General features: G+C 44.2%; 12 protein-coding genes. 8 read left to right on the top strand and 4 right to left on the bottom strand.

Features of this window, described 5'->3' with window-relative positions; genetic code table 11:
* Window positions 1-24: 24 nt before the first annotated feature.
* Window positions 25-2223 (bottom strand): glutamine synthetase III family protein, encoded by a 2199-nt coding sequence (locus tag CLV42_RS21725; protein ID WP_106604048.1) that lies wholly within the window; start codon window positions 2221-2223, stop codon window positions 25-27.
* A gap of 363 nt (window positions 2224-2586) precedes the next feature.
* On the opposite strand from CLV42_RS21725, the gene purL reads away from it, so the two are divergent.
* A complete protein-coding gene (gene purL, locus CLV42_RS21720; protein ID WP_106604047.1) occupies window positions 2587-4842 on the top strand; it encodes a phosphoribosylformylglycinamidine synthase subunit PurL in 2256 nt (751 codons plus the stop codon).
* A gap of 781 nt (window positions 4843-5623) precedes the next feature.
* On the opposite strand, the gene CLV42_RS21715 is transcribed toward purL, so the two are convergent.
* Window positions 5624-6841: an aminotransferase class I/II-fold pyridoxal phosphate-dependent enzyme gene (locus CLV42_RS21715; RefSeq protein WP_245901711.1), complete on the bottom strand. Its 1218-nt coding sequence runs from the start codon at window positions 6839-6841 to the stop codon at window positions 5624-5626.
* A 194-nt stretch (window positions 6842-7035) separates the two neighbouring features.
* Between CLV42_RS21715 and pafA the strand changes: the two genes are divergently transcribed.
* The 3 genes from pafA (at window position 7036) to CLV42_RS21700 (ending at window position 10328) form a co-directional block, all read left to right on the top strand.
* Window positions 7036-8682, top strand: coding sequence for an alkaline phosphatase PafA (pafA, locus tag CLV42_RS21710; RefSeq protein WP_245901710.1), 1647 nt, complete (start codon window positions 7036-7038; stop codon window positions 8680-8682).
* A gap of 96 nt (window positions 8683-8778) precedes the next feature.
* Complete coding sequence (locus CLV42_RS21705; protein ID WP_106604044.1) at window positions 8779-9558, top strand: enoyl-CoA hydratase/isomerase family protein; 780 nt, start codon at window positions 8779-8781, stop codon at window positions 9556-9558.
* A gap of 125 nt (window positions 9559-9683) precedes the next feature.
* Window positions 9684-10328 (top strand): hypothetical protein, encoded by a 645-nt coding sequence (locus CLV42_RS21700; RefSeq protein ID WP_106604043.1) that lies wholly within the window; start codon window positions 9684-9686, stop codon window positions 10326-10328.
* 214 nt (window positions 10329-10542) lie between these two features.
* Here the strand turns inward: CLV42_RS21700 and CLV42_RS21695 are convergent, their stop codons facing one another.
* On the bottom strand, window positions 10543-10926 hold the full coding sequence (locus CLV42_RS21695) for a hypothetical protein (RefSeq protein ID WP_106604042.1): 384 nt from the start codon (window positions 10924-10926) through the stop codon (window positions 10543-10545).
* A gap of 152 nt (window positions 10927-11078) precedes the next feature.
* On the opposite strand from CLV42_RS21695, the gene CLV42_RS21690 reads away from it, so the two are divergent.
* The 3 genes from CLV42_RS21690 to CLV42_RS21680 all read left to right on the top strand — a co-directional run bounded on the left by CLV42_RS21690 (window position 11079) and on the right by CLV42_RS21680 (window position 14298).
* Window positions 11079-12509, top strand: a complete 1431-nt coding sequence (locus CLV42_RS21690) for a tetratricopeptide repeat protein (protein ID WP_106604041.1) — start codon at window positions 11079-11081, stop codon at window positions 12507-12509.
* 279 nt (window positions 12510-12788) lie between these two features.
* A complete protein-coding gene (locus CLV42_RS21685; RefSeq protein ID WP_106604040.1) occupies window positions 12789-13553 on the top strand; it encodes a phosphosulfolactate synthase in 765 nt (254 codons plus the stop codon).
* A gap of 10 nt (window positions 13554-13563) precedes the next feature.
* Entirely contained in the window at window positions 13564-14298 is a 735-nt protein-coding gene (locus CLV42_RS21680; RefSeq protein WP_106604039.1) for a shikimate dehydrogenase family protein, read from the top strand.
* 154 nt (window positions 14299-14452) lie between these two features.
* On the opposite strand, the gene CLV42_RS21675 is transcribed toward CLV42_RS21680, so the two are convergent.
* Window positions 14453-15250: a class I SAM-dependent methyltransferase gene (locus CLV42_RS21675; protein ID WP_106604038.1), complete on the bottom strand. Its 798-nt coding sequence runs from the start codon at window positions 15248-15250 to the stop codon at window positions 14453-14455.
* 102 nt (window positions 15251-15352) lie between these two features.
* Between CLV42_RS21675 and truB the strand changes: the two genes are divergently transcribed.
* A complete protein-coding gene (gene truB / locus CLV42_RS21670; RefSeq protein ID WP_106604037.1) occupies window positions 15353-16045 on the top strand; it encodes a tRNA pseudouridine(55) synthase TruB in 693 nt (230 codons plus the stop codon).
* The last annotated feature ends 215 nt before the right edge of the window (window positions 16046-16260 follow it).

Genomic DNA, 16260 nt, shown 5'->3' with positions numbered 1-16260 from the left:
ATACACCAAAACAATCTTACGGTTTTATCGCAAGAAAAGCAGCTCTCTGTACTTAGGCAGTGCCCATTGTTTGTCATCTACAAGGAACTCCAGCTTATCCGCGTGATAACGGATAACATCAAAGTACGGCTTAATTTTATCACAATAATCTATAGCTTTCTGGCGGCTGTCAGTAACTTTATTAGCTACTTTACGCGCTTCAATCATAGCCTGTACATTCTCACTGATGACGTTAATATGTTCAGCTATTTTTGCAGCGATCTGGGTTTGGGCTTTAACAGCGCCATCACCGAGACCTATGCCTTTCAGACCATTAATGTTGACAATCAGGCTGTTCAGATAGTTGATAGCTGAAGGCAGGATAGTGTTGGTAGCCAGATCACCAATTACACGGGCTTCGATCTGAACTTTCTTCACGTAATCTTCGAGCAGGATCTCATGACGGGCATGCAATTCTTTCTCGTTGTAAATACCTACCTCAGTGAACAGTTTAGTTGATTTTTCGGTAACGTAAGCATCCAGTGCCTTAGGAGTGGTTTTTACGTTAGCAAGACCTCTCTTTTCAGCTTCTTTCTCCCATTCTTCACTATAACCGTCACCTTCAAATAAAACTTTCTCCGAATCTACAATATATTTCCGAAGAGTTTGCATAATCGCAATCTCTTTTTTCTCGCCTTTTTCGATCAGGGCGTCAACTTCTATTTTGAAATTAGCCAGTGTTTTAGCTACGATAGTATTCAATACGGTCATAGCGGAAGCACAGTTTGCAGAAGAACCAACGGCACGGAACTCAAATTTATTACCGGTGAAGGCAAAAGGTGAGGTACGGTTACGGTCGGTATTATCCAGCAACAGCTCAGGAATATGACGGTGCAGATCCAGTTTCAGGATAGCTTCGTCCTGCTCATCGAACTTGTTGTTCACGCGGTTCTTAACCTCCTGCAGTACGTCGTACAGGTATTTACCGGAGAAAACAGAGATGATAGCCGGAGGCGCTTCGTTAGCACCCAGCCGGAAGTCATTGCTTGGAGAAGCGATAGAAGCTCTCAGCAGGTCTGCGTAGTCATGAACGGCCTTGATCGTGTTAACGAAGAAGGTCAGGAACATCAGGTTGGTCTTCGGAGTTTTACCCGGAGCCAGCAGGTTCACACCAGTATCTGTAGCCATGCTCCAGTTATTGTGTTTACCTGAACCGTTGATGCCTGCGAATGGTTTCTCATGCAGTAATACTCTCAGCTTATGACGTTTGGCCACTTTGGTCATTACGTCCATCAGCAGGGAGTTGTGGTCAACTGCGATGTTTACTTCTTCAAAGATAGGAGCACACTCGAACTGAGAAGGTGCAACCTCGTTGTGACGGGTTCTTAAAGGAATACCCAGTTTGTAAGACTCTTCTTCGAAATCGCGCATGAAAGCGTAAGCACGCTCAGGGATAGAACCGAAGTAGTGGTCTTCCAGCTGCTGACCTTTGGAAGGAGCATGACCAACTACGGTACGGCCGCACATTACCAGGTCAGGACGGGCATTAGCCAGGCTTTCATCTACCAGGAAGTATTCCTGCTCCCATCCGAGAGTAGCTGTAACTTTGGTTACATTTTTATCAAAATAGTTACATACATCTACTGCAGCTTTGTCCAGCGCAGAAAGAGCTTTCAGCAGCGGAGCCTTGTAGTCCAGTGATTCACCGGTGTATGCAACAAATATAGTAGGAATGCAAAGTGTTTTACCGTGACCCTGCTCCAGGATAAAAGGAGGAGAGGATGGGTCCCATGCAGTGTAACCACGAGCTTCGAAAGTAGCGCGCAGACCGCCGTTAGGGAAGCTGGAAGCATCAGGCTCCTGCTGTACCAGCGCATCGCCATCAAAGGTTTCGAGGGCAGAGCCATCGCCTTTCAGTGTAAAGAAAGAATCATGTTTTTCAGCTGTAGTGCCGGTTAAAGGCTGGAACCAGTGGGTATAATGGGTAACGCCTTTTTTCATTGCCCATTGTTTCAGACCAGAAGCGATCTGTTCGGACATTTTACGGTCGATCTTAGTGCCAGATTTGATGGAGTTCATTAAGCTTTTGTAAGCTTCGTCACTTAGATTCTCGCGTACTACTTTTCCTGCGAATACATTGCTGCCGAACACTTCGGTGATCTTGGTACCGTTAAGTTGTTCGGGCTTGATTTTTAAATCAACACCAGAAAGGTTTTCCAGTGCGGTGAAGCGTAACGATTGCATGCTGTAAATAATTTTACACAAAAGAACAGTGTTGTGGTAACATAAGCAAGAATTAAGTTGATTTTAACTAAAAAATTACATTTAGTAGATAAAAAGGTTAAATTTTTTAATTTTTCAATAAAAAATGAACAGCCAGCCCTGTTTAAACTGATATATTTAAAAAAATATAATTCGTTAAGACTGCGTAGATATTGCATCGATCCGATTATAGAAGGGATTATAATTGTAATATGAGGGAATAAGTAGCCAGGAATTGTTTTAGCCCACAGACCCCGTAATTGCCAATATCCCTTGTCAATTGCAGGAAAAACCTGTAGGTTTGCATCTTCTTTTTTTATCTATCGTACTTATACATCCAGTTACATGCAAACTAACGTAGAAACTACAGATAAGTTTTCCCAAACTTCTGTTGAAACTGCCGAGCAGCTTGGTCTTACAGCAGACGAATTTGAGCGCATAAAGGGCATCCTGGGCCGCACGCCTAATTTCACAGAATTAAGTATGTACTCTGTAATGTGGAGTGAACATTGCAGTTACAAGAACTCAATTGTCTGGTTGAAATCGCTGCCCCGTGATGGTGAGCGCCTGCTGGTAAAGGCTGGTGAAGAAAATGCCGGTCTGGTTGACATCGGCGATGGTTACGCCTGTGTGTTCAAGATAGAATCCCACAACCACCCTTCCGCTATTGAACCCTTCCAGGGCGCGGCTACAGGGGTAGGAGGGATCCACCGTGATATCTTCACCATGGGAGCACGCCCTATCGCAGCGTTAAACTCTCTGCGTTTTGGGAATATCAACGATAAAAAAACACAACATCTGATCAAGGGTATCGTTCATGGTATCGGTCATTATGGTAACTGTTTCGGTGTGCCTACCGTTGGTGGTGAAGCATACTTCGAAGATTGTTACGGTACTAACCCGTTGGTGAACGCAATGAGTGTTGGTGTCGTAAAAGTAGGTCAGACAGTATCTGCTACTTCCTATGGCGCTGGTAACCCTGTCTTCATAGTGGGTTCCGCTACCGGTAAAGACGGTATCGGTGGAGCCTCTTTCGCAAGTGCCAACATTACAGAAGATAGTGTCGAAGATCTGCCTTCTGTTCAGGTAGGAGATCCTTTCCAGGAAAAGAAACTGCTGGAAGCCTGTCTTGAAATCATCCCGACAGGTGCACTGGTGGGCATGCAGGATATGGGCGCTGCCGGTATCACTTGCTCTACCGCAGAAATGAGTGCAAAAGGTGAACATGGTATGATTATCAACCTGGATAAAGTACCTACCCGCCAGGAAAATATGAAAGCCTGGGAAATGCTGCTCAGCGAAAGCCAGGAAAGAATGCTGATCGTACTGCACAAAGGCAAGGAAGCTGAAGTGCTGAGAATATTTGAGAAATGGGACCTGCACTGCGTACAGATCGGTGAGGTTACCACAGAGAAACAACTGAAGTTCTACCTGAACGGTCACCTGGAAGCAGATGTTCCTGCTGAAAGCCTGGTACTGGGTGGTGGCGCTCCTCAATATCACCGCGCTTATACTGAACCTGCGTACTTCGAGAAGATTAAAGCTTTCGATATTCATAAAATACCTGACACCCTGCATCCACGTTTCGCTGCAGAAAGACTGGTAAAACTGCCTAACATTGCTTCCAAACGCTGGATCTATACTCAGTATGACAGCATGGTGGGTACTGCCAATGCCAGCACTAATGCACCAAGCGATGCGTCTATTGTTACTGTAAAAGGCACCAAAAAAGCCCTGGCAGTGACTACAGACTGTAACAGCCGTTACGTATATGCAGATCCGCATGTTGGTGGCCAGATCGCTGTAGCAGAAGCGGCACGTAATATCGTATGTAGCGGTGGAGAACCTGTTGCAATTACCAACTGTCTGAACTTCGGTAATCCTTATGATCCGGAAGTATACTATCAGTTCGTACATGCAATCAAAGGAATGGGTGAAGCCTGCCGTAAATTCAATACACCCGTTACCGGTGGTAACGTAAGTTTCTATAACCAGTCGCCTGATGGTCCGGTGTATCCTACACCAACTATTGGCATGCTGGGTATATTGGATGATATGTCTGAGCGTATAACCCTCAACTTTAAGAAAGAAGGCGACCTGGTTTATCTATTGGGCCGTAGCCGTAATGACATCAGCAGCTCAGAATACCTGCATAAACTGATTGGTATTGAGCATAGCCCGGCGCCTCATTTCCACCTGGAAGAAGAGCAACGTCTCCATCATACTATCGCTAAGCTGAATAAAGCCGGTATCATACAGTCAGCACACGACATAAGTGAAGGTGGTCTCTTCATATCCCTGCTGGAAAGCGCAATGACTTCCGGATTAGGCTTTGAAGTGCATACTAACCAGAACTTCCGTAAGGACGCCTATCTGTTTGGTGAAGCCCAGAGCCGTGCGGTAGTAACTATCAGCCCGGAAAACAAAGAGAAATTTGACGCTATATTACACAGTGTGATCGATGCAACAGAGCATTCTGTGAAGGTGGAGAAGATCGGTGTGGTGAAAGGTGAAAATATCGTAATTGATAGCGAAGATTGGGGTACAGTTGCCAGCTGGAAACAACCTTATGACGTTGCTATAGAGTCTCATTTACAGTAAATAGAGATACTTAAAAAAGTAAGAGGTGCAACATATATCCCACATGGGTGTTATGTTGCACCTCTTGTCATTTTATAGTTGTTCGTCATACACTTATAAGAATTACCCAATTTGTGGATGCCCGCCAGTAAAGGGTTTGACTAGTTAGGACTGTTTATTGTATTGTTAATTCCTTTTAACAACTCATTAACAAAATCCCATCTTCGTGTGAATTTATATCACACTGCTTAAACTACTTTTGATAAAGAGAAATGCGAATACACCGGTCTGAAAGACCAAGTCCAATAATATTTATCCCATGGAATCAATTGATTCCTGTTCTATGAAAGCCAATGCCAATTTATCCCTGGAATTAAAAGGATTCCAGACCTATGAAAGCCAGTAATCAGAACAATTATTATCCCTGGAACCGAATGGCTCCAGACCTATGAAACCTAGTTTATTTATCCCGGGAATCTTATGATTCCTAATTCTATGAAGACCAATTGTTCTGCCATGTCCTAATGAAAGCTAAGTGAAAACTTACACCTAGTGAGAAAGAACGATTTGTTGTGAAGCCCCTCGTATAAACGAGGGGTTTACTTTTTTACCTCAGTTCCAATATAAACGCAAAAGTTGTGCCAGTTAGTATAGGCATTCCCGTGAAATTTTCTTCTACCGTTGACTAACTACCTGTTATTCAGTCCTGGTTCAGCATCTCATTATTTTTCCCGGTAAAAAGAAAGCCCGGATCATATTGATCCAGGCTTTCTTTTTATATGCTATTTGATATGTGCAGCTGCTATACCATTGGTATTTCAGCTACTTCATACACTTTCTTATCCAGTTTCTCTTTTGTTTCACTGAATGCTTTCAGTGTCAGCTCGATATCTTCGTCGTTATGAGCTGCCGTCGGGATTAGACGGTAAATGATTTGTCCTTTAGGAATAACAGGATATACCACGATCGAACAGAAGATATTATAGTTCTCACGCAGATCCAGACACATGGCCGTTGCTTCAGGAATATCGCCCTGCAGGTAGATCGGTGTTACAGGAGAGTTGGTTCTGCCAATATTGAAACCACGATCGCGCAGACCCTGCTGCAGTTTGTTTACATTTTCCCACAGTTTGTTCTTCAGCTCAGGGTTTTTACGCATCAGTTCAACGCGTTTCAGATGTCCGATCACCAGTGGTAATGGAACTGATTTTGCGAAGATCTGAGAACGCATGTTATAACGCAGGTAGTTGATGATAGCTTTATCACCGCTCATGAAAGCGCCGATAGAAGCACCTGATTTCGCGAAGGTATTGAACAGCAGATCGATCTTGTCCTGAACGCCCTGTTCTTCACCCGTACCGGCACCGGTTTTACCCATAGTACCAAATCCGTGTGCATCATCTACCAGGAAACGGAACTCATATTTCTCTTTTAGCGCAGCAATTTCTTTCAGTTTACCCTGATCGCCGGCCATACCAAACACACCTTCAGTGATCACCAGGATACCGCCGGTACCGCCATTAGCTTTGATCAGTTCTTCCGCACGCTTCAACTGCTTTTCGCAATCTTCAATATCGTTGTGTTTGAATACATAACGGTGACCCTGGTGCAGGCGCAGACCATCAATGATACTTGCATGGCACTCGGCATCATATACAATCACATCACGACGGCTGCAAATAGCATCGATCGCACTCATAATGCCCTGGTAACCATAGTTAAGAAGGGTAGTATCTTCCTTACCCATGAAGTCGGATAGTTCTTTTTCCAGCTTTTCATGGAAGTTAGTATTTCCACTCATCATACGGGCTCCCATTGGAGCGGCAAGACCGTACTCCGCTGCTGCTTTCGCGTCAGTAGCACGTACCTCAGGATGGTTGGCAAGGCCCAGGTAATTGTTCAGGCTCCAAACAATTTTCTCATTCCCCCTGAATGTCATACGGGGACCAATCTCACCTTCCAACTTGGGGAAAGCAAAATAACCATGGGCCCTGTCAGAGTGTTCGCCTATAGGGCCCATGTGCTTAAGCAGTTTCTCAAAAATATCCATATGTTAAATAATAATTAAGAGTGATCATTGAAAACCCGCACAAAGGTATTAAAATATTAGTTTTTGTAAACTTGGGTTACCTTTGAAAATGTGAATAATAAATAATGTATTTAAAAATCATGAATTGTAAGTTCTTGTCGTGTGTGTGCATAACGGCCACCCTATTGGTTACACAATCTACTGACGCTCAGAAAGCTACCTCTCCCAAACCTGGTTACGTTACCGCATGGAGTAAACCCGCTGCCTCTAAAAAAGTTACCCGTCCCAAGCTGGTGGTTGGCATCGTGGTAGATCAGATGCGCTGGGACTATCTCTATCGTTATGCTAACCGCTATACGGATGGTGGTTTTAAGCGGTTGCTGAAAGAGGGATTCTCCTGCGAAAATACGCTAATTAATTATACCCCTACCATTACGGCCTGCGGTCATACCTGCGTATACACAGGATCTGTGCCTGCCATACATGGTATAGTAGGTAACGACTGGTATAACAGGGATCTGAACAGGGATATGTATTGTGCTGAAGACAGCGCTGTAAGCACAGTAGGCGCCTCTTCCATTGCCGGTAAAATGAGTCCCCGTAATATGGACGTTACCACTATTGGCGATGAATTACGCCTGGCTACCAACTTCCAGAGCAAAGTAGTTGGTATCGCCATTAAAGACCGCGGCGCTATCCTCCCTGCAGGCCACAGCGCTACAGCTGCATATTGGTATGATGGCAGCACCGGTAACTGGGTGACCAGCACTTATTATATGAATCAGCTGCCTGACTGGGCTACGGACTTTAACAATATGAAATGGCCGGCACGTTATCTCAGTCAGCCGTGGTCGACTTTATATCCCATCGAAACGTATCAGTTAAGTACCGCCGACAATAAACCATATGAAGGCACTTTCCGACCAGGTAAAGCACCTGTTTTCCCGTATGACCTGGGTGGTGAAACCGGTGCGCCATTCAAGGCCATCTCTTCCACGCCTTTTGGCAATACCATGACGCTGGAATTTGCGAAGAAAGCACTCGAAGCTTACCAGCTGGGAAAAGGAGATGTGACTGATATGCTGGCTATCAGCCTGTCATCCACCGACTATGTCGGTCACCAGTTCGGCCCTAACTCCATTGAGATTGAAGATACTTACCTGCGCCTGGACAAAGACCTGGCTACTTTCTTCCAATACCTGGATGCAGCTGTTGGTAAAGGACAATACCTGTTCTTCATCACTGCCGACCATGGTGTTGCACATGTTCCTGGTTTTATGAAGGAAAATAAACTACCAGGTGGTGTATGGAGTGAAGGAAAAGCCGTAAGCGATCTGAATAAAGTTGTAAAGGAGCAGACCGGTGTGGATAAAGCCATCTCCGGCGCAAGCAATTATCAGTTGTACCTGAATCATGAAGCCATTGCAAAAGCAGGGAAGTCTGCAAAAGATGTACGTGAGCTTATCATCAATGCATTACTGAAAGACACTTGCATCAGCAACGCTTTCCCATTACAGGAATTAATGACAACTACCCTGGCTGAACCCATGCGTACAATGATGACCAACGGTTTTAACAGGAAACGTAGTGGAGATATTCAGATAGTACTTAAACCGGGATTTATTGATGGTGGAAAAACAGGTACTACGCATGGTTTGTGGTATGCGTATGATGCGCACATTCCGTTGGTATGGATGGGTTGGGGCATCAACGCAGGTAAGAGTAACCGTACCGTAGGTATGACCGATATTTCTCCCACCATCGCTGCGTTGTTACATATTCAGATGCCGAGCGGTAACGTCGGACATGTAATAGAAGAAATAACACAATAAATACATCATTTCAGAAAGCTGGCGATTTCGGATCACAGAATTTAACAAGTTCTTGTTATATTCATTCTGCGATCTGAAATCGCCAATCCATAAATAATGGCTTTCGAACATATCCTATATGATGTTAAAAGCCGTGTAGCCAGTATAACGCTGCACCGGCCTGAAAAACGCAATGCGCTGAATGGTGCTATGGTAGCAGAGTTACGCGCTGCTTTCAAGCAGGCGGAAAGTGATCCCGATGTGAAGGTGATCATATTGAAAGGCGCTGGTGAGGCATTTTGTGCCGGAGCAGACCTTGAATATCTCCAACAACTCCAGTTAAATACCAGAGAAGAAAATCTTGCCGACTCAAAAGAACTGATGCAGCTCATGCAGCAGATCTACTATCATGATAAAGTAGTAATAGCCCAGGTGGAAGGACATGCCGTTGCCGGTGGCTGCGGCCTTGTCACGCTGTGCGATCTGAGTTATGCTGTACCCGAAGCAAAGCTGGGATATACTGAAGTGAAGATCGGTTTCATACCAGCACTTGTAGCTGTGTTCCTGGTCAGAAAAATAGGAGAGGGACGCGCCCGTGACCTGTTATTGACAGGGAGACTGATCACCGCTGAAAAAGCGGCATATTATGGCCTGGTGAATGATGTAATACCTGCTGACCGTATCGCAGAACATGTGGCAAAAATAGCAGACGATCTCTGTACCGGTGCTTCCGCTAACTCCCTGAAGGTTACCAAAAAGCTGATCACAGACGTCTTCGATCAGCCATTGGAAAATGCGTTGGAACAGGCAGCCAGGTTGAACGCAGAAACAAGGGAACATGCTGATTGCCAGCGTGGTATAAAAGCTTTTCTGGATAAGGAAAAAATGGTTTGGTAATCCGGTATGATTTTTTCAATATAACCTATGAAGTCAGGCATAGTCGATCCCTATACAGCGGAAATATTATGCAGGGTGACATCCGGCCCTAACTTTTAAACATTGCGGATGAAATATTTACTGTCATGCAAAAAGCTATTTTAACACTTTTATGCTGTTGCCTGATCACCGGCAGTCTGTTTGCCCAGCGACTGGTATCAGATGCGAAGATCGTTTACAAGATCGAAACACCACCACAGGCAGATCCCTCCTTTGAAGGCGGTACACTTACCCAATACATGAAAGGATACCTGAGCAGGGTGGATATAGATTTTAAAACTGTTCATTACAGCTATCTCATTAACAGCCGTGACGAAACGGTGGTAACCCTGATTGATAATCATGGGGATAAATACCTGATCCGTGCCGGTAAGGAAGAATACAACAAGGAACTGAAGGAATATAGCCAGGTGCAGTTTAAAGATGGTACCGAGACAAAACAGATTGCTGGTTATAACTGTAAAAAAGCGGTTGGTAAAATGCCTGATGGGCAGACATTTGAGGTATATTATACCACTGAACTTATGCCTGAAAATAAGCAGCATAACCGCCGCTTTGTGAATTTGAAGGGGATGCCTTTGCAGTTTGAGATCATCAATAAAAACGGCTCCAGAATGCATGTAGTGGCAACTAAAGTTGACCTTTATGCAGTGCCGGGGTCTTACTTCGATACCCCTAAGTCGGGGTATAAGGAGATCAGTCGTGAAGAGCTGCAGAAAATGGGAAGTTGATAAGATTTTGCCTAATGATTTTTAAAGGGTTCTGTTTTTAACGGAGCCCTTTGTTTTTTTGATGATGGAACATAATTAATCATGCATAATTGGCGCCGCTCCGGCAGATCGCGTATTAGTATCTGTAGCGCGGGGTTGTAAACCCCGGGGAATAAAAAAGGTCCCGTCTGAGACAGGACCTTTTTTTATGCAGAATGCAAAGTAGTCAATGTAATCAGTTCTTCCTCAGCGGCAGCACTATGTGCAACTGATGAAAATTCATGTTGGAAGGCTGTTGTATTTGCGTAGCGTATGGCAATACATATGTTACGTTCCCTTTCTTGATCGTCATTACGGATTTAAAGTTCCAGGAATTATTTTCTGACAGCTTAAAGTTGGAGCTCATAGCACCATTGAAACGAAACCCCGCATCGAGGCTCAGGTTTGCTTTTCCTGACAGACCTGTCAGGGAGATTGTGGTTTCGTTCTTCTTTATTTTGTCTTTATTATCGGAGGTTAAGTTGTCGTTGGCTTTAGCCGTCAATCCGGATATTACCAGGATGCCAGCCAATAAAAAAGACAATGAAAAGGTCTGCAATATGTTAGTTATCTGTTTCATTGTATCACAAATGTACAATCTTTTCTATATATTATATAACAAATTCTTAACGAAGATACGAAAAAAACTTAAAGTAATGTTAAATAATTTAAGGAATCCGGGGAACCCGGGGTGATAGACGCCCGATTCAAAAAATACTTATATTTACAGTAATGAATCAAGACTTTCCATTTTTAAACGACGATTTTGAGGAGTTAAGAGACTTGTTGCAGCAGTTTGAAAACCTGAAAGCTGGCCAGTCTCATTCCTTTCTCGACGAGGATTCTTTCGAACTGATCATAGACTACTATGATGAGCATGATGAACTTCCTAATGCCATGCAGGCTGCTGAAATGGCTATTGAACAGTTCCCTTATTCTTCCACCCTCTTACTCAAAAAGGCCAATTTACTCATAGAATCAAAGAAATACCAGGAAGCAATGGATCTGCTCGAAAAAGCAGCCATACTGGATAGTACAGACATCAACCTTTACATCCTGCAGACTGATGTATACCTTGCTATGAACCAGCATGAAAAGGCTGCGGCCGTGCTGGAAGAACAAATTGCCGTATTCGAAGGAGAAGATAAGACCGAATTATTACTGGAACTGGCCGATGTATATGACGACTGTGAAGAGTTTGAAAAGGTTTTTGACTGTTTGCGCCTCACGCTCGAACACGATCCCAATAACGAAGAGGCTTTACATAAGATCTGTTTCTGGACGGAATTTACCGGCCGGAATGAAGAAAGTATCCGCCTCCATACCAACATCATCAACGAGCATCCCTACAACCAGCTGGCCTGGTTTAATTTAGGTACCGCTTACCAGGGACTCAAGTTGTATGAAAAGGCAATTGATGCTTATCAGTACGCTATCGTCATTGACGAGAAATTCGATTATGCTTACCGCAATATGGGTGATGCCTATATCAGGCTGCGTAAATATGCCGAAGCCATTGATGTGCTGAAGAAACACCTGGAGATTGCTAAACCGGAAGACGTCATTTACGAGGCCATCGGTCACTGTTACGAACGTCAGCGTAAATATACCCAGGCCCGCTATTACTATCGTAAGGCCTCCCATCTGAGTCCGGGCGATGATAAGCTTTACTATAAGATCGGTATAGCTTACATGACCGAGGCCAATTGGGAAAATGCGATCAAATCTATCAATAGCGCTATCAAGATCAATAAGAACAGCGCCGAATACCTGATAGCATTGGGCCAGTGTTATCTCGAACTGGACAAGAACAAGGAGGGGTTAATTCATCTCCTCGCAGCTGTGCGTATCCGTCCTTCCAGCATCACGCCATGGCAGGAATTTATACGTGGCCTCTATGTTTCCGGTTTCTTCGAAGAAGCCCTGACACAGCTGGAAGCTGCCACACAGAAAGTGGGGCATAAACCTGTCCTGCAATACTACCGGGCTGCTATTATGTTCGCAACCGGTAAATCCAAAGAAGGTATGTTACAACTGGAAACAGCGCTTCAGGTCAATGCAAAACATGTGAAGAAACTGATAGAGCTGGATCCGACATTATTGCAACATCCGGGTATCATAGAACTTATCACCAGGTATAAACGTACCAAAAAAGGGAAGTAATAAATCTCTTATCAGGAACCATTGTTCCTTAAATGCGTAATATAATGTGCTGTAGCTTCGCACTTTATATTACGCATTTTTTATTTTAATTTGCTGATATTTAGTATCTTATGAGATAAGAAAATTTCTTTCTGATAAAATCCTTTATTTGAAACTCTTTAAACCGGAATATGTTAATTTTGCGCCGGTTTAATAAAGATGGGCCGATCCCTATTCCTGAAAACCAATGAAGTATAGTTGATTAGTTTACAGACCGTCAAGACGAAAAAAAATGTTCAAATGAATTTTAATCTGACACAAATTCCCGATCGGACAAAGAAACCTCGTACCAATGGCTTGACCATGGTGATGGATAAAGGGTTAAGTTTGGAAGAAGCTAAGAATTTTTTATCAGTAGCGTCTCCTCATTTTGATATCCTGAAGCTGGGTTTCGGAACTTCGTTTGTAACACCTAACCTGCGCCAGAAAATAGAACTATACCAGTCTGCCAATATTCCTGTGTATTTCGGCGGAACCTTATTTGAAGCATTTCTTATCCGTAATCAGTTTGATGAATTTGTGAATGTGATCAAAGATTATGGTATTAAACATATTGAAGTATCCGATGGTTCCATTACCATCCCGCATGCTGAGAAATGCGGCTATATCGAGAAGCTGTCAAAGATTGCTGTTGTACTGAGTGAGGTAGGTTCTAAAGATGCAGAACACATCATCCCCCCTTATAAATGGATTGAACTCATGAATGCCGAACTGGGTGCCGGTGCGACCTATGTCATCGCAGAAGCCCGTGAAAGTGGTAATGTGGGCATCTATCGTGGTAGTGGTGAAGTAAGGGAAGGTCTGGTACAGGAGATCCTGACCAAGGTTCCTTCAGAAAAGATCATCTGGGAAGCACCACAGAAAGCACAGCAGCTATATTTCCTGGAACTGATCGGTTGTAATGTGAACCTGGGTAACCTGGCGCCACACGAAGTGATCTCCCTGGAGGCAATGCGTATTGGTCTGAGAGGTGATACTTTCCACCTGTTCCTGGATAAAGCATAATCCGTTCTTTATGAAGGTGTACGGTCTAATTGGATATCCGCTTAGCCACTCATTCTCGAAAGGCTTCTTTGCCGAGAAATTTGCCCGTGAAGGCATTAAGGGCTGCATGTATGACAGCTTCCCTATACCGGAAATAGGTGAATTACCTGCATTGCTGACGCAATATCCTGATCTGCAGGGACTGAATGTTACCATTCCCTATAAGCAGACCGTCATGTCTTACCTGGATGAGTTGAGTCCTGCTGCTGCACAGATCGGGGCTGTTAATTGTATCCACTTTAAAGATGGTCGTAAGATAGGTTACAATACAGATGCTATCGGCTTCAGAAGATCGCTGGAACCTTTACTGCAATCCCATCATAACAAGGCATTGGTACTTGGTACCGGTGGTGCTGCCAAAGCTGTACAGTATGTGCTGGAAAGCCTGAACATTCCTTATAAACTGGTTAGCCGGCAGGCTACAGCAGATTCAATTTCATATGAACAGCTGGATGCTTCCATGATAGCATCTCATACGCTGATCGTTAATACGACCCCCCTGGGGATGTATCCTAATGTCAACGCATCGCCTGCATTGCCATACGAGCAACTGACAGATAAACATCTGTTGTACGATCTGATCTACAATCCCGCTGTAACAGCCTTCCTGCAACAGGGCGCTGACAGGGGAGCGACTATTAAGAATGGTCATGAAATGCTGATACTACAGGCGGAAGCAAGTTGGGAGATCTGGAACAATGAATAAGACCGTCCACGCTTGGAACTGAAAGCCATTCTCAAGCTAAGCGCACAACAACAACATAGCCTAAAATATTGCTGCAATAAAAGTAAAAAGCTCCCACTGGGAGCTTTTTACTTTTATAACCTTGAATGATAGTATTATCAGATTTCAATTCCTGTTACTTCGCCTTGATCATGTAATAAACACAGGTCGTAAAGAAGTTCCGCACAAAAGGAATCGCAGCTACAGGTCCCCATTGCAGGCGGGGCTTCAATCCAAATTTGTATTTATAGATAGGATTGATCAGGTAGAACTGTTTCTTCGTGATATCATATCCCTGTTCTTTCACAATGCGCTCAAAACGCTCAATAGAGATCCCTGTTTCCTTGATCTCCATCAATTCCGCAATAATGTTCGGTGGCTCACCAAATGCCCGTAAAACGCCTCTGTAAAGCGGATTAGGTAGCAAATGGATATAAGGCATCATGTTCAGTACTTTGCTTTCACATGTCTGCTGATGACCGCCATGTGGCATATACCAGGGTGGAAACCCGAAATATACCTGCCCGCGGGGAGTCAGCAGGTTTTTCAGATAACCAATGATCTTCGCCTGGTCAGGAATATGTTCAATAGCATCTTTCAGGATGATGAGATCAAAGGAATGCTGAAACTCTCCCAGGAAATCAACATCATAGATATTCTTGTTGATGAGCTGTAAATTACCTGCGTCAACATATTGTTTCAGGTAATCATGCGCCAGCGCGATTTTATCGTCTGAGAGGTCTACACCCACGCAATGACAGCCTTTTTCCAGGAAAGGTATCAATACGCCTCCTTCACCACAGCCTATTTCCATTATCCGGAGATCCGGTGTTACCTGCATGGCTGCGTCTATGAAGGGCAGCACGTAGTTAATGGAATTGTCCACCTGTTGCTGATATCTGACATTCGCGTTGCTGTGTTGTATTAAAGACATATTATCAAAATTGCGTGAAAATAGTGAAAAAGCGCATATTTTATACCAGTATGATGTATCGCTGGGTGAATGCGCATTCCCGGTTTCTATTATCTTTGCGGGATGAATCAGACAGCAGAAAAAAACATCTACGAAGAAGGACAGGTAATTCTTATCAACAAACCTTTGAAATGGACCTCTTTCGACATCGTAAGAAAGATCAGGAACACAACTAAGGCGAAAACTGGTCATGCAGGTACGCTGGACCCGCTGGCAACCGGCCTACTCATCTGCTGTACGGGTAAAATGACGAAAAAGATTAACGAGTACCAGGCACAGGAAAAAGAATATACCGGTACCTTCACCATAGGCGCTGTCACTCCTACATACGACCTGGAATCTGAGCCTACAGACTTCAAACCATTGGATGGCATTACCGAACAACTCATCCATGACACCACCCGCGAGTTCCTCGGCGAACAGCAGCAGCTTCCTCCCATACACTCCGCCATCAAACAGAATGGTAAGCCCATTTATGAACTGGCACGTAAGGGTGTCGAGGTAAAGGTGGAGCCCCGCACTGTCTTCATCAAAGAATTTGAGATCACCAAAATAGAAATGCCGGTAATATCCTTCCGTGTTGTCTGCAGCACCGGTACCTACATCCGTTCCCTGGCCAACGATTTCGGCGCAGCCCTTGGAGTAGGAGGGTATATGAGCAGCCTTTGCCGTACAAGAATAGGAGCCTTCAAACTATCAGATGCCTGGGAGATTGAGCAGTTTATTGAAGAAGCGAAGAATGTTGTAAAGAAATAAACTCATACGAATTAATCATCCTGGAAGACTCCGTAGGAGTCTCGTTGTTGTGCGCCTGGCATGTTCATAAACTAGGAGGTGTAAGTCCTCCGCGAGCCTTGATAGTAGGAATCGCTAGCTCAAGACAAGGGTGTCCACCGTGAGGTGGAATCTGAAGGAAGTCGGCGGCAAAATCCCGGTCTGACGAACAGAAACCGCATATAAGGCAATCACTG

Source organism: Chitinophaga ginsengisoli (assembly GCF_003014595.1).
In the GTDB taxonomy this organism is placed as follows: Bacteria; Bacteroidota; Bacteroidia; order Chitinophagales; family Chitinophagaceae; genus Chitinophaga; species Chitinophaga ginsengisoli.
The sequence above is the reverse complement of the archived record's forward strand: the minus strand, read 5'-3'. Positions and strand labels throughout refer to the sequence as shown.

Bases quoted from the DNA above. Each gene is read 5' to 3' on its own strand.
- CLV42_RS21725 (WP_106604048.1), bottom strand. From the start codon at position 2,223: ATGCAATCGTTACGCTTCACCGCACTGGAAAACCTTTCTGGTGTTGAT.
- purL (WP_106604047.1), top strand. From the start codon at position 2,587: ATGCAAACTAACGTAGAAACTACAGATAAGTTTTCCCAAACTTCTGTT.
- CLV42_RS21715 (WP_245901711.1), bottom strand. From the start codon at position 6,841: ATGGGCCCTATAGGCGAACACTCTGACAGGGCCCATGGTTATTTTGCT.
- CLV42_RS21705 (WP_106604044.1), top strand. From the start codon at position 8,779: ATGGCTTTCGAACATATCCTATATGATGTTAAAAGCCGTGTAGCCAGT.
- CLV42_RS21700 (WP_106604043.1), top strand. From the start codon at position 9,684: ATGCAAAAAGCTATTTTAACACTTTTATGCTGTTGCCTGATCACCGGC.
- CLV42_RS21695 (WP_106604042.1), bottom strand. From the start codon at position 10,926: ATGAAACAGATAACTAACATATTGCAGACCTTTTCATTGTCTTTTTTA.
- CLV42_RS21690 (WP_106604041.1), top strand. From the start codon at position 11,079: ATGAATCAAGACTTTCCATTTTTAAACGACGATTTTGAGGAGTTAAGA.
- CLV42_RS21685 (WP_106604040.1), top strand. From the start codon at position 12,789: ATGAATTTTAATCTGACACAAATTCCCGATCGGACAAAGAAACCTCGT.
- CLV42_RS21680 (WP_106604039.1), top strand. From the start codon at position 13,564: ATGAAGGTGTACGGTCTAATTGGATATCCGCTTAGCCACTCATTCTCG.
- CLV42_RS21675 (WP_106604038.1), bottom strand. From the start codon at position 15,250: ATGTCTTTAATACAACACAGCAACGCGAATGTCAGATATCAGCAACAG.
- truB (WP_106604037.1), top strand. From the start codon at position 15,353: ATGAATCAGACAGCAGAAAAAAACATCTACGAAGAAGGACAGGTAATT.